Raw genomic sequence first — 14,548 nt, 5'->3', positions numbered from 1 at the left:
TAAGGCCATGGTCGAGCGCTTAGCTGTTGGGATCGAAGTCTAGGGACAAGGACGATTGGAGGACGGAGCCCTGCGGAATCGTTATAATAAGCTTTGCATATTGATGCCGGTCGATGTCAACTGGCTAAACGCCGGCGCGTTTGCTTCTTGACTGGCGCAGCTGCCTGAAGTCTCGGAACATCGGATCCAACAGCACTACCGCAGCCGTTGACGATATCACATAATTGCGCCTTAATGAATTAACTTCTTCAGCTTTGTTCATTTTTTGAACTTATCTGCGGCAGTGCCAACTGAAATTCCAACGGAGCGCAGAATTGCTCACCTCTTCCCAGCAGCAGCTCTTGCGGGTCATCGGCCAGTCAGGTCCTTTGAGCCGCACGGTTTTGGCGGCATCCATGGGCTTGAGCAAAGCCGCCATGAGCGGAATTGCGCGCGATCTGATTTCCCTTGGCGTCCTCCGGGAGACGGAAACCATCTACGGTCAGGGCCGCCCGTCGATCCTTTTGGATCTGCATCCGGAGGGCGCCTTCTTCGTCGGGATTTCGCTGCTGGAAGATCCGGCACCCCTGGTGCTCAGCGATTTCAACGGCAATATCATCGCGCGCCAGACCATGCCATTGTCCCGCGACCCTGATGCCATCGCCGAGATGATCGCCGATACGCTGCCGAAACTGCTCGCAGAACGAGAAGACGCCGACCGTAAGCTTTCCGGTCTCGGCGTGGCGCTCTCCGGCTTCGTCGACGAGAAGCAGGCAAATTGCGTCAAATCCACCCTGCTCGGATGGCAGGACGTGCCGCTTGCCGGCATCATCAGGCAGAAGACCGGCATCGACACCTTCATCGAGAACGACGCCAAGGCGGTCGCCGTCAGCGAGAAGCTGTTCGGCAGCGCCCGCGACGTGCAGAATTTCAGCGTCGTTTCCTTCGACGACGGCATTGGCTGCGCCCATTTCGTCGGCGGAAAACTCTATCGCGGCAATCATGGCGGCGCCGGCGAGATTGCCCATTGCACCATAGAACCCAACGGTTCGCCCTGCCGCTGCGGCAAGCGCGGCTGCCTGGACACCGTGGCCTCTCTGAAGGCGATCAAGGAAATGGCGAAGGCGGAGGGCCTTGCCTGCCATTCTCTCGATGATCTCGAGACGGAAGCGTCCATCGGCAATGCTGCGGCGATCCGCATTCTGCATCGGGCCGGCAGCGCGCTTGGACTGGCGATTGCCCATCTGATCCAGTTCAACGACCCCGGCCTGATCTTGATCACCCACGTCGAGGGGCGGTTCGATGGCCTGCTCGGCACCGTCATGCGGCAGGCAGCCGAAGCCAATGTCCTGCCGCGCTATGCCGGCCAGACGCCGATCCGCACGCATCGCGTCGATGGCGATGTCTGGGCGCGGGGCGCTGCCAGCATCGCCGCCCATAATTTCCTGATTGGTCCCACTCCCTATTGAGGTTCCCATGCGCATCGCCGTCGGAGGCATTCATATCGAATGCAGCACCTACAATCCGGTCCTGAACGAAGAGAAGGATTTTCGCATCCTGCGCGGCGCCGAGCTGACGGCAGCCCCCTACTTCGCCTTTCTTAAGGATTACGATGGCGAATTCCTGCCGACCATTCATGCCAGAGCGATCGCCGGCGGCCCGGTCGCGCGCCACACCTACGAGGCCTTCAAGGCGGAATTCCTGGAAAGGCTGAAAGCGTTGCTGCCGCTTGATGGGCTCTATCTCGCCATGCACGGCGCCATGTATGTCGAGGGCATGGAAGATGCCGAAGGCGACTGGATCAATGCCGCCCGCGCCGTCGTCGGCGACGATTGCATGGTCTCGGCGAGCTACGACCTGCACGGCAATGTCACCCAGCGCATCATCGACGCGCTCGACATGTATTCCACCTATCGCACGGCGCCGCATATCGATGTCGAGGAAACCATGCGCCGCGCCGTCAGGATGCTGACGGAAAGCCTGAAGACCGGCGTCAAGCCGATCCTGCTCTGGGCACCGATCCCCGTCGTGCTGCCGGGCGAGCGCACCAGCACCGTCGATCAACCTGCCAAGGGCCTTTACGACATGCTGCCCGGTATCGATGCCATCGACGGCGTCTGGGATGCGTCTTTGATGGTCGGCTATGTCTGGGCAGACGAGCCACGCGCGACGGCCGCCGCCATCATGACCGGCACGGACCGCGCCGTTCTCGAGCGCGAGGCAAAGCGCCTAGCGCAGGCCTATTGGGATGCACGCAAAGATTTCGTTTTCGGCTCGGAAACCGGCTCGATCGGGGAATGTGTCGCAAGAGCGATTGCGAGCACGACCGCGCCCGTGGTTCTGGCGGAATCCGGCGACAATCCGACTGGCGGCGGGGTCGGTGACCGCGCCGACGTACTGGCGGAGCTGATTGCCAAGGGAGCGCAAGGCGTCATCTTCGCCGGCATTGCCGACAAGGCGGCGACAGAAACCTGCTACGCCGCCGGCCTCGGCGCCACGCTCGATCTTTCTGTCGGCGCATCACTCGACACGAAAGGCAGCAAGCCGGTGAAAGGCCGCTTCACCGTTAAGTATCTGCTGGAGACGACCGAAGCGAGCGACATGCAAGCCGTGGTTTCCATCGGCGGCATAGACCTCGTCCTGTCGGCCAAGCGCCGTCCCTATCACAATATTGCCGACTTCACCCGTCTTGGGCTCGATCCGCACAAGGCGAAGATCATCGTCGTCAAATCCGGCTACCTCTCGCCGGAACTGGCGCCGATCGCCAATCCGAATCTGATGGCGCTGTCGCCCGGTGTCGTCGACCAGTTCGTCGAGCGCCTGCCGCGCCTGCGCAAGCAGAAGCCGACCTACCCCTTCGACAAGGATTTCGACTTCACACCCGAAACGGCTCTTTCGGCGCGCGCCCTCCTTCGTTGAAAAGCCTAGGGAAGCGCCACGGATCACTCGGAAGACCGGCGCCAGACGGCGGGAGCGGACATCAGCCGCAAACCTTCCAACCGGCCCGAAGATCGAGATCGACGGCCATTGCGCCTTTTCGTTAACGCAAGCCGAAGGTTACCTCTTGCCTGCTAAATTTCGCCGCGCTAAATTACGCAAGATTTAGTTGTATTTTGCCGACATCAGCTCGGTGGCCGCTCCGTTAACCCGATCCTCTCGTATGCTGACATGATTTGGAATCATCGCATAACCCGTATTGTCGTCGGCCTGCTGCTGTTGGCGCTTGCAATTGTCGTCTCCCTGCCGGCAATCACTGGCTATACAAGTCGTGACGGCACCGTCAATGCTCGGCTGGCTCTCGTCAATGCGCCTATAGATGGCGTGATCTCAGGTGAGCCCGTCAAAGTCGGCGCACCCGTCAAAGCCGGTCAAAACCTCGTGGAAATCAGCAACCCGCGCGTGAACCGGGCGGTTCTGGCTTCGCTTGAAGCAGAGCGCAACACCGCCCACGACCGTGTGATTGCCCTGAAAAAGGAACGCGACGACCTCTCGCAGCTTCGCGAACAACTGAGCAATCGCTTGGCGATCTTCAAGCAAGCCACGATTTCGAACCTCGAACGTGAAGTTGAGATCCTCAGAAAGAGAGTGGAGGTTTCACAGGCACAGGATTTCGCGGCACAGGTGGATCTCGACCGCCGCAAAGATCTCGCTTCAAAGGGCATTCTTACCGAAAGGATGGTCGATGCGGCCCGTGCCGCGGGCGCGGCAACCATCGGTGAGGTCGAAGTGAGCAATCTGACCGTCGATCAATTGCAACAACGGCTGAACGCGGTTCGACAGGGAATCTTTGTGTTCGGAGATGGTCAAAATGACGTCCCGTACTCCCAGCAGCGCCAGGACGAGGTCATCGTCCACATCAGCGATTTGAACTCGCGCATAGCCGAAAATGAAACACGAGCCGCAGAGGTCGAAAAGCAGCTGACCGAGGAGGGCATCCGCGTCAGCAGCCTTGAGTCCGAGACGGCGACGGCACCGTTCGACGGTGTCGTTTGGAGCAGAAGCGTCGTCAACGGCTCCAATGTCGTCCTCAACAATGAGCTCATGCGAATACTGGATTGTCGGGAACTATTTGTCGACATTCTCGTGCCCGAAGTGGATTATGACGAGATCTATCCCGGGCTGACCGCACAGGTTCGCCTACTTGGACGCAGCGATGTTTTCAAGGGCACGGTCACTTCCGTGAAAGGCAGTTCGGCAGCTATGGAAACCGACTCGTTTGCAGCCAGCCTGCCGATTTCATCACAACGCAATGCTCGTATTCGAGTTCGCCTAGAACCATCCGTCATGAACGCCGATTTCGAGAATTTCTGCCAAGTAGGACGAACAGTCCAGGTCCGGTTTCCCAAGCGCGGGATCGGTCTTTCGAACTGGGTCAAGAACCTGTGGTTCAGTATCTTCTAGCTCTCGCTCCGACCTTTATCGTAATGGCTTTCTTTCTCCTGGGGCCATTCAATTGGTCACGCCATCATAGTTGGACCAGGACGATCACCTGCGGCTTCGTCGCAGTTGTCGCACTGCGCTACATGCTTTGGCGCTTAACCCAAACCGTCCTTCCCTATCCCAATGACGGGATCAATTTCTTTTGGGTCTGGCTCGTTTTCATCGTTGAGATGTTGGCCTTCACCGACGTTGTGCTCTTCCTTCTGCTCATGAGCCGCTACGTCAACCGAAGCGTCGAGGCGGACGGGCTAGGCGCTATCTTTTTTGCCCGTGAGAAACGCGAACTGCCGACCGTTGACGTTTTCATTCCCACCTACAATGAGCCGCTCGACGTTCTGGAGAGAACAATCGTAGGCGCTTTGTCGCTCGATTACCCCGCTGACAAACTCAAGGTCTATGTCCTCGACGACCAGCGCCGCGATTGGCTGAAAACCTTTTGCGAACAGAAAAACGCCATTCACGTTACGCGCAGCAACAACGCGCATGCCAAAGCCGGCAACATGAACAATGGCCTGCAAGTCAGTTCGGGTGAATTCATTGCCGTGTTCGATGCCGACTTCGTGCCCTACCGGCACTTTCTTCGTCGCACATTGCCCTTCTTTTCCGATGAAACCATTGGGATCGTCCAGACACCTCAGCATTTTTTCAATGCGGACCCGGTGCAGACGAATCTGGGGCTTGAGAACATCTGGCCGGATGAACAGCGCCTGTTCTTCGACGAAATGGCGCCCAGCCGGGATGGGTGGGACGTCAGCTTCTGCTGTGGCTCATGTTCGATCGCACGACGCAGCGCAATCGACGCGATCGGCGGCTTTCCGACGGAGTCCATCACAGAGGATCTGCTGACCACGCTTTCCATGCTCAACAAGGGTTACAAGACGCGCTATTTGAACGAACGTCTGTCCATGGGACTCGCAGCGGAAAATCTGACGGGCTATTTCGTTCAGCGCGAGCGCTGGTGCCAGGGGGGCATTCAGACGCTTTTCCTGCACAATGGCCCTCTGCGCGGCCCGGGACTATCACTCTTCCAACGTATCATGTTCCTGCCGGCTTCTTGGTTGGTGCAGTATCTGGTGCGCTTGATGATTCTGGTCATCCCGATTGCTTATCTATGGTTCGGACTGCTGCCGCTTTATTTCACGGATGTGGCCGACTATGTCTCCTATCAAGTTCCGCTGCTGACTGCCTATTTCCTTCTCATGCTTTGGATAACGCCAACGCGATATTTGCCGATAATCTCAAGCGCCGTCGGGACCTTTGCGACGTTTCGAATGCTGCCGACCGTCGTGTCGAGCCTGATACGGCCATTCGGCAAGCCGTTCAGGGTGACGCCCAAGGGCAGCGGCAACCAGGCAAACCAATTTGATCGGTATACGTTTTCCTGGATTGCAGCCTTGATCACGATCACCGCCCTCGGACTACTGATCGATCTCGTCCCTGAGACCACGCAAACCCAGGCTGAATTTTCGCCGATCGCGGCCTTTTGGGCAGGCATCAATATCGTCGTTTTGCTCATCGCCTCTCTCATTTGCTTCGAGAAGCCCCAGCGACTGTTCCATGCCTTTAAATTGGACGAGCCGGCCGCAGTAGACGACATTTCCGGCCGGCTGGTCAGCCTGGCGCTGGACAAGGCGGTCGTCGCAGTGCCGGAGGACTCGCAATTCGAGTCGAAATCGGTCTTCTTGCACCTTGAAGGCTTTGCGCCTTTCAGGGCGGAGTTGAGGCAGGTCACGCAGCGACGCAGGAGCATGAGCCGTGGCGGCGACAGGCAAGCATACTATCTCCACCTTCACTTTGATCTTCATGGCCCTATTCGAGACAAAATGATCGTGAAGCTCTACACGGGCGACTATTCGCAGGACATTCCCGACATCGACAAGGTCGCCGTGTCGATCAATCTTCTGCTGCGCTCCTTCGGCCGGGTACGCACATCTTAAAGCAGCGTTGCATCCACGAGCTGATTTGAGCGGTGATACGGACCAATATTTTACCCGTCTACATGAATACTCAAAGAATGAGCGAGCTTGCGGTCTTTCGCCATCTCGAGGCGGTCGTGCCGAAATGAGCGGCATTGTTACGTCAAACGCAAATCCACATGAGGGTGGAGCTTCTTGAGATTTGGCAGGGATTTCATCTGCCAGGGGATTTGCGACGAGCCGCATATGGTGAGGTGAATATCCGGATTCTTGCGTGCTTCGATCGTCAGTTTAGCCAGCAGATTGATACCCGATGAATTCAAAAACTGTAGACCAGTCAGATCGAAAGTCGCTTTGCCACTGCCTCCATAAAGAATCTCCCTGGCCAGATCATAGACAGGCGCGTAGGCGTCAGGACCCGCCATGCGCATGGTCCCGTCGAAATACAAGGTACTGCCTTCGGACCAGACGCGGAATGCTTCTTCTTTGATTTCCATAAAGGGCCTCTCGCGGGTTCACGTCTATGAAATCGCCATCGCGGCATAGGTTTGCAGCTTGATCTGCCTGTGCGGACCATGCTCATCAAAATGCCAGGCCAATTGAGCCTGGTAGTCGCTCATCAGTGTCAACAGTCCTAACCCGGACGCATCGCTTCCTGCAAGAACGCTTGCTTCGATCTGTTCTATAAGGAGATCACCGGGATCACCGGCCGTTACCTTCTGCAACAGTTGTTGGAAGCGGGCAGTCGCTTCACGGTCGATCAGGTTCACGATCCGCATCTTGAAATGATGGGTATCCAGCAAGGCCTCGATAAGGATTTCGCCGGAAGCGCGGAACTTGATGGAATTTTCGATGAGCTCGTTGGTCAGGTAACCGATGTCGTGTCGCACCGTCTTGTACTGGCGCTCGGAAGCGCGGAAACCAAGCGCCATCGTCTCCGCGATAAAATCGGACGTGATGGCCGAATGGCGCCACGCCAAATGCAGCGGACCGTCGAACAGACGGATGCGTAGAGCATTGGCGGCGTCGAACGAAAACAGATCTACCTTGCCGAAAGTTGCCGTTGCCATCTCCTCACCTGTGCCGCATCACCACGAGGGTAATATCGTCATGGATCTTGTGGGTCCCGATGTAGGCCATCAAATCGTCGAGTATGCCCTCGACGACTTCTTCCGCAGTCCCGCCATGCAGCCGGCGCGCATCCTCCAAAAGCCTATCGAAGCCGAACAGCTCGCCCTTTGAATTCTCCGCTTCGGTGACGCCGTCGGTATGCAGGATAACCATGTCGCCTTTCTCGAAAGGCACTTGTCTCGTGTCGATAAAGGGAGCTATGTCGAGCTCAAGGCCGACAGGAAGACCGAGATCGCCCGTGTCTATCCGCTCCACCTTGCCGTCTCGGCGAATAATGATCATGTCTTCGTGCTGACCGGATATCGTCAGTTTCTCGCCGTCATAGTCGAGGAACGACAAGGTTAGATGCTTGTCGGTCCGTGTCCGTTCGATGTTCTTGAAGATTGCACGGTTGAGATCCGTCAGGAATTTTGCCGGATCCATCTCGCCTGCCTCCTGCAGGGCGCGAGCGATCGATTGCACCATCAGCATCAGCACGCCGCTCTCCAGCCCGTGGCCGGTCACGTCGCCGATGCCGATCTTCAGGTTGTTTCCATTTTGCAGAACATCATAATAGTCGCCGCCGACTTCGTCGGCCGGGCGCATATAGGCGGCGATCTCCAGATGCTTGTTGGCCGTCAGCTCCTTGGCCCGCGGCAGGACCATAAGCTGGATCTGCCTGGCGACATTGAGCTCCGCAGCCAGCCGCAGGTTTTCGTTCTTCAATTGGCTGTTGAGAGCTGAAATCTCTTCCTTGGCCGCTTCAATCTCCTTGGTTCGCTCCGAAACGAGGTTTTCGAGGTTTTCGGTGTGGAAACTGATATCCTCCGCCATCCGGTTGAATGCGATGCCGGCCTCCGCCACCTCGTCCCTGGTCGAGATATCGACCCTGACCGAATAATCCTTCGCTTGTATGCGCTTGGCGGCGCTCGCCAGCGCGCTGATGCCGCTGGTGACACGCTTCGAGGCAGCAAACACCGCCGCCGTGACGATGATCAGGGACACCAGGACCGCCATGATCTGATAGAGCAGGATGCGGTTGGTCGCCCGCGATATCTCGTCCTTGGCGGCAATGAGCGAGGCATAGATCTCGCGCTCCGGCACCACTATTCCCAGCGACATGACCTCGCGCTGCACGGGTCCGTCCACCCAAAGATTGGTCGGGGGCAATTGCTTGACAACCACGAGATAGGGAACGTCCTCTCCCTGTTCGCGGAGGCTGATGTGCTGGATCACACCATCGGCGTCGAGCGGCAGCTTGGTGATGGCCGTTTGCATGCTGTTGCGCAAGGACCGGTCGAGGCCGGTAACTCCCTTGGCGGCAGCATCGCTGGCGGCGCGCAAGCCGATGACCTTTTCGCCCACCGGGTTGATTGCAACGACGTTTCCGTTCGACATGGCAAGGAAGCCGAAGCCGGTTTGGGCGACTTTGACGTGTTCAACGATTTCGGCAAGTTGCGTGAGCGTGATATCGGCGCCGGCGGCACCGGCCAAACGATGCCGATCCGGGGTCCAGAGCGGATGAAAAAAGCTGACGATCAGCTTGCCGGTGATGGCGTCGGTATAGGGGGCTGTCTGGGTGATGTAATCGGCAACCGGGCGCGATGATGGGTTGGAGGCCCATTGCTGCCAGGATTCATAGAGGCCCGGAAAAAAGAAGGTCCAGAAGTCTGCGCTATTGTGTCCGGGATAAAGTTTGTCGAAGGTCTGTGCCTGCGTCGTATAGGGCGCAGTCCGGAAAATCGGACGCTCCCTCGGGCCGATATAGTACATCTGTAGCTTCGATGCGCCGTTATGCAGCAAGGAAGGGGCAACCAGATCGAGCACCGCGCTCCATTCTATGTCTGCCTGCACCTGGGGCAGAGGATGATGATCCTTGTCGAGCAGATAACCCCAGACGCTGATGACCGAGGGCGTGCCGGGTGGGTTTTGCGACCATTGGCCAACCGGATCGTAGGTCACCGTTACGGCGCCTGGAGAAGCTCTGCTCATGGCGGCACCGACATCGACACTTCTCGCCGGATCGTCGATCTGTCCCTGAAGCACGCCTGCCAACGCCTTCACATCGGAATGGACCTGGTCGATCAGCAGACCGACTTCTGCGGCGGTGGAATCCGCATAGGAGCGAATGTAATCCTGGCTCGCCTTTTCCAGGCCCTGTCCTACCTCGGTCGTGGCGTTGCGCGAAAGGCGCTGCACGTTCCAAAGCGCAAGGCCACCGCTGACCAAGAGGTCGAACAGAACCGCCCCCCCGACGACGAGCAGAAACTTGGCACGAAATGAACGCAGCCCGAGCCGTTGCTTGGCAATTGGCGTGTCTGTCATAGCGGTTTCTGTCCCGATGAAGCCCAGATCGGCCAGCCGGCATAGCCTCTTGGATGGAGCGCGGCAAAAATATGATCGGCGAAACCTTGCTTGAATCGCTCGATGAATGCGGCCGAATCTCCTCTTCTGACCGCCATTTCATCGGCATAAACATTCTGCCACGCCGTGATGATGTCGGCGAAGTCCTGTGGGTCGCCGTCGAGATTGGTAACCATGAAGCTTTCCATCCGCACATCCTTGAAGCCGGCATCCAACAGCATGCGGCGACCCTTGGGACCCATTTCGACATCCATATCGAAATGGGCGAACAGCTTCGCGACCTCGTTATAGGTCCATTGGATGCTGTCGGCTCTGGGTTCGCCAAGACAATGGGAGTTCTTCTCGTTGGTGATGTAGACCCTGCCGCCCGGCTTGCATATGCGATAGAGCTCCCGAAGCAGAACATCCGGGCGGTCGAAGATCTGCAATGAGTGCCTGCAGGTCACGAAATCGAACTGGTCGCTGTCGAACAGCATCTGGGATGCATCGCCATAGGTATATTCGATATCCTGGACGCCGAAGTCGTCCGCCACCTTGCGGGCATATTCCAGGCTGGGCACCGAATGGTCGAGAGCCACGATCCGCGCCGGCTTGAAATCCTTTCGCAGCAGCATGGCGAAATCGCCGATGCCGCAACAGATGTCGGCGATATGCAAGCCTTCGCGAAGGCCGTGCCGCGGCAGTATCTCGCGCTCGTGCCGCCACGTCATTTTCGTCTGCGTGCGGAGGATCGGTATGAAGCTCTGGTCCTCTACGAATGTCTGCCCGGGATAGAAGGCGGAATCATAGATCTCGACGGTGATATTGGGCGACAGATCGCTCAAATGGCGAAACAGTCGCGATGCCCATGCAACGACGCTCGAAGCGATGACCGTCAGTTTGAGATCGGGCCTCGATCGCGTGGCATCGAGGAGGACATGCGTCAGGGCGCGGAACGCCGTGTTGTTCATATGGGTGACACGCTTCAGATTGACATAGCAGACGCCGTTCACCCTCTCGATGCCGTCGCGCAGCAGCGCGAGATCATCGGCAAGCTCCGCAACCGAACGCGGCCTGAGAACCCCTGCCAGGGAGAATTCCTGATTATTGACGTCAAATTGCGCCGTGAAACGTGCAGAGGAGAGATTGCTCAATTGAGTAGCCTCTCAAGCGCGAGATCCACCACGAAAGTCATCATTCCTGTATCCTGAGGGGACAGTTCGATGTCTGCATCGTAGTTGACGGCAAGGCCGAGAAGGATCGCGTGCTCAGCGCGCGCAGCGTCATCGGTGATGACATCGAGATAGTTTGCCAACGCCAGGCCGTTTCCGATGCGCTCGACGATTGTCTCATATGAATTGCGTTGCTCGGCCGAGCAGGGAAAGGTCAATTCGATCCGTTCGATCGTGCCGTTTCGATAGAAACGACAGCGAAGAACACCGTCGCTCTCCCTGGTGTGGAAGGACATCTCGAAGAGCTCGTTCAGAGCTGCCGAAAGCAGATTGGCATGGCGGATGGAATCGTGGCGATCGTGGCTGACCATGCGGGCCAGATAAGCGGCGCATTGATCGCAATGCGACCAGTCCGCCACCAGGGTCGCCATCTCCATTTCCAGTTCAAGCAATGGCTTGAAAGCCGCGTCCACTTGCCTCTCCATGGTACTCTCGAGAAACTCCCGAATGAAATGCGCTTCGGAAATTCACGGGCTGGCGTGAAATTCGCCGAATGTCGCGATGGATTGAGTGCGCGCGCCCTGCCTTATGAAATCATCAAGCTTGTCAGCGCCGAGCGGAGGGCTGATGCCGTAGCCCTGCAGGCGATCGCAGCCCTCCTTCTGGAGCCAGACTGCCTGCTGCTGCGTTTCGACACCCTCTGCGGTCACCTGCATGTCCAGGCCATGAGCGAGGCCGATCACGGAGCGTACAATGGTTTGCCCTTTGGTATCCTGCAGAAGATCCCTGATGAAATAGCGATCGATCTTGATCGTATCGAAGGGAAAATTCTTGAGGTAGCTGAGCGAAGAATATTCCGTGCCGAAATCATCAAGGGAAATCTGAATGCCGAGCACGTTGAGCGTGTTCAGCGTGTCGAGATTGTTGGTCGTCCGCTCGAGAAGCACGCCTTCGGTGATTTCCAGCTCCAGGCGCTCGGCTGGAAATCCGACGATATCGAGCGTTTGAGAGATGCGATCGGTCAGGCCCGGTGTCAGGAACTCCGCCGGAGAAAGATTGACCGCAAGCGTATAGTGCGCGGGCCATGCCAGGGCCTCGCGGCAGGCTTCCTCCAGCATCCACTGACCAATGTCCCGCATGAGGCCATCGGCTTCGGCCATGGGAATGAAAGCCGCCGGGGGAATGACTCCGAGGGTTGGATGCCGCCAGCGCAGCAACGCCTCGAAACCGACCACATTGGACGGAGGCTTCACCAGCGGCTGATATTCGATGAAGAACTCGTCGCGCTGCAGCGCCACGCGCAGGCTGCGCCGCAGCAGCTCCCTTTGCTCGACCACGATCAGCATGGCCGGATCGAAAGTCCGCGCACGCCGGCGTCCCTCTTGCTTGGCGGCATAAAGGGCGACATCGGCAGCCTTCATCAGCTGCTCCCCCTCATTGCCGTCGCGCGGCGCAATTGCGATCCCGACGCTGACCCCGACGAAGACAGAGATGCCGTTGACCGTGAACGGCTTCTTGAACTCCGCAACCAGCGCTTCCGCCAGTTTTTCTGCCTCGAGGGTTCGTTGCGTGCCGGCCTGGATTATGGCGAACTCATCGCCGGCGAGACGGTAGACCGTTCCGCCCCGGCCGAGCGCATCCTTGATTCTTTCGGCGGCGAGTTTCAGCACGATGTCGCCGGCGCCATGGCCAAGCGTGTCGTTGACGGGCTTGAAATCGTCCAGATCGAGCTGCATCAGCACCGGCCCGATCTTGCCGCTCACCGGAAACAGTTGCGCCAGTGCCGAGCTGAATTGACGGCGATTGGGTAATCCGGTCAAGACATCATGCGTTGCCTGATGGATAAGCAGCGCTTTTTCGTCGTCTGCGGATGGCGGAACATCCTTCGTAATTGCGCCGTTGGTTTCGACAATCAGAAGCCCCGCGCGGATAGAGGAGACGAGGACGCTTGCATTTCGCCGCTTCGGATCGTCAAGCCGGATCGTGCGGGGCTCACCGGTATCGATGACCTGACGAATGAGCTCGGCAAACGCCGGTTTTGCAAGCGTCGGGTAAGCTTCCCACAGCGTCATCTCGTTTCGGAAGGCAAGGCCGATATGCTCTTTGAATCTCTTGGAGGAATCGAGCAGTTTGAGATCGAGATCCCAAAGCGAAATCATCGCCTCTGAACCGTTGGCGGATTCGGACCCATATGGAATTCGCTGCGACCGATCCACTCGGTTCTCGGGCATAGGGCCTCGTCCTCCAAGCCGGCCACGCAAAATCCGGCCATTGTCCAGTTTGATCTGGTGTGTCCGCATCGGCCCCTTCGCATCAACAATCGCAGTCTCATCGAACGACCGGGCGTGAGTCGTAACTTACCAGAACGTAGCAACCGCTTTAAGAGAATATATTACGAGATCTTCATATTTAGCAATGACTGCTGGGCCATATACAGATTAAAGGATGGCGCCAGTATCGGCCTGTTTCATTACCGATCACAACATGGTTGTACTATTGCCTGAACGTAGTTCGGGTTGCGTATCTTCTCCGCATCGGATCCTGCGTCCTGTCTCGTATACTTAGCGAAAGTCATCGCCACGACCGCCGATCCGGCTCTGTCTGTCTCTCGGAGGTGGCTCGCGCGCTTTGCGGAGCGAAGAATGGCAGGTGCAAATTTGCCGCAGCTGAACGCAGCCACCGTTCGGCTGCAACGCAGCATGCCTGCGATCCGTTGATCTATTGGGTGACGCCGTCGCTCGTTATCCAAGATACAAACGCGTTCAACAGCACAGGGTCGAACTGTCCGGTCGATCTGAGCATCGCATAGATTGCTTCATAGGGAGACCACGCGGTCTTATATGGCCTCGTGGTCGTAAGAGCATCGTAGACATCGCAGATTGCAGCGATGCGCGCGGCCTCGGGGATATCGGCTCCGACAAGCCCGTATGGATAGCCGGAGCCATCGAACCTCTCGTGATGATAAAGACAAATATCTAAAACGACTTTCGGTATATTCTTGATTTGCCTGAGAATCTCGTGCCCCAACTCCGGATGTGTCCGGATAAGCATGAGCTCGGCGGTATCCAATGGACCAGATGCCTCCAACAGCTTCGTTGGCAAAGCCATTTTTCCGATGTCGTGCAGTAATCCGCCGAAACCGAGAAGGCCAACCGTATCTTCGCTCAATCCCAAACCGCGGCCGAATGCAATCACCAATGCGCTTACGGCCAGCGAATGAAAGAGAGTTCCCTCCCGACCGTCCTTGGGTTTTTCAGCACCGATTAACGCAACAACATCGGCCGGCCGCCGCGACATAAGCTTTCCCACCACTCTCCCGGCAGAATCATATTGGATATCGCGATAACGCCGTGCCCGATTAAAGAGATGTCGAACGTCCGGTATTGCTTCCTTGACCAGCTGTCTGGCCAGCCTGACCTGCTCTGTGCGATGGGGTAATCGGAAGTCGGCATCAATTCCAAGAGCCGTTGACTTCATCGGCTTTAGAACATCTGCGCCACTATCCGCATCTTGCCTCCGGTCGACCCATATTGTCGCCCGCTGCGCCGTCGGCTTGATATCCATGCGAGATTGCCTCGAAATAGTGTC

11 protein-coding genes are annotated in these 14,548 nt (G+C 57.5%); 4 read left to right on the top strand and 7 right to left on the bottom strand.

What is annotated here, in order from left to right:
• The first annotated feature begins 314 nt into the window (after window positions 1–314).
• The 4 genes from PH552_RS17235 to PH552_RS17220 all read left to right on the top strand — a co-directional run bounded on the left by PH552_RS17235 (window position 315) and on the right by PH552_RS17220 (window position 6,356).
• Window positions 315–1,448, top strand: a complete 1,134-nt coding sequence (locus tag PH552_RS17235; protein ID WP_285166194.1) for an ROK family transcriptional regulator — start codon at window positions 315–317, stop codon at window positions 1,446–1,448.
• A 7-nt stretch (window positions 1,449–1,455) separates the two neighbouring features.
• Window positions 1,456–2,898, top strand: coding sequence for a M81 family metallopeptidase (locus PH552_RS17230; RefSeq protein ID WP_285166193.1), 1,443 nt, complete (start codon window positions 1,456–1,458; stop codon window positions 2,896–2,898).
• Window positions 2,899–3,147: 249 nt separating this feature from the next.
• Window positions 3,148–4,380 carry an HlyD family secretion protein gene (locus tag PH552_RS17225; protein ID WP_285166191.1) on the top strand — a complete coding sequence of 411 codons (1,233 nt, stop codon included), beginning with the start codon at window positions 3,148–3,150 and terminating at the stop codon, window positions 4,378–4,380.
• Complete coding sequence (locus PH552_RS17220) at window positions 4,362–6,356, top strand: glycosyltransferase (protein WP_183764022.1); 1,995 nt, start codon at window positions 4,362–4,364, stop codon at window positions 6,354–6,356. The genes PH552_RS17225 and PH552_RS17220 overlap by 19 nt, the downstream gene beginning before the upstream one ends.
• Before the next feature lie 137 nt (window positions 6,357–6,493).
• On the opposite strand, the gene PH552_RS17215 is transcribed toward PH552_RS17220, so the two are convergent.
• The 7 genes from PH552_RS17215 to PH552_RS17185 form a co-directional block, all read right to left on the bottom strand.
• Window positions 6,494–6,832: a slr1659 superfamily regulator gene (locus tag PH552_RS17215; protein ID WP_112342337.1), complete on the bottom strand. Its 339-nt coding sequence runs from the start codon at window positions 6,830–6,832 to the stop codon at window positions 6,494–6,496.
• Window positions 6,833–6,856: 24 nt separating this feature from the next.
• Window positions 6,857–7,405 (bottom strand): slr1658 superfamily regulator, encoded by a 549-nt coding sequence (locus PH552_RS17210; protein ID WP_285166189.1) that lies wholly within the window; start codon window positions 7,403–7,405, stop codon window positions 6,857–6,859.
• Between the two features lie 4 nt (window positions 7,406–7,409).
• Complete coding sequence (locus PH552_RS17205; RefSeq protein WP_113249716.1) at window positions 7,410–9,770, bottom strand: SpoIIE family protein phosphatase; 2,361 nt, start codon at window positions 9,768–9,770, stop codon at window positions 7,410–7,412.
• Entirely contained in the window at window positions 9,767–10,942 is a 1,176-nt protein-coding gene (locus tag PH552_RS17200; protein WP_113249717.1) for a class I SAM-dependent methyltransferase, read from the bottom strand. The genes PH552_RS17205 and PH552_RS17200 overlap by 4 nt, the downstream gene beginning before the upstream one ends.
• A complete protein-coding gene (locus PH552_RS17195; protein ID WP_113249718.1) occupies window positions 10,939–11,445 on the bottom strand; it encodes a ubiquinone biosynthesis methyltransferase UbiE in 507 nt (168 codons plus the stop codon). The genes PH552_RS17200 and PH552_RS17195 overlap by 4 nt, the downstream gene beginning before the upstream one ends.
• Window positions 11,446–11,487: 42 nt before the next feature.
• On the bottom strand, window positions 11,488–13,191 hold the full coding sequence (locus PH552_RS17190; RefSeq protein ID WP_169643756.1) for a putative bifunctional diguanylate cyclase/phosphodiesterase: 1,704 nt from the start codon (window positions 13,189–13,191) through the stop codon (window positions 11,488–11,490).
• Window positions 13,192–13,678: 487 nt separating this feature from the next.
• Entirely contained in the window at window positions 13,679–14,524 is an 846-nt protein-coding gene (locus tag PH552_RS17185; protein WP_162736955.1) for an HD-GYP domain-containing protein, read from the bottom strand.
• Window positions 14,525–14,548: the final 24 nt, after the last annotated feature.

The sequence above is a fragment of the Rhizobium aureum genome, from assembly GCF_030182495.1.
GTDB lineage: Bacteria > Pseudomonadota > Alphaproteobacteria > Rhizobiales > Rhizobiaceae > Rhizobium > Rhizobium tropici_C.
This window is presented reverse-complemented; position numbering and strand designations above follow the sequence as displayed.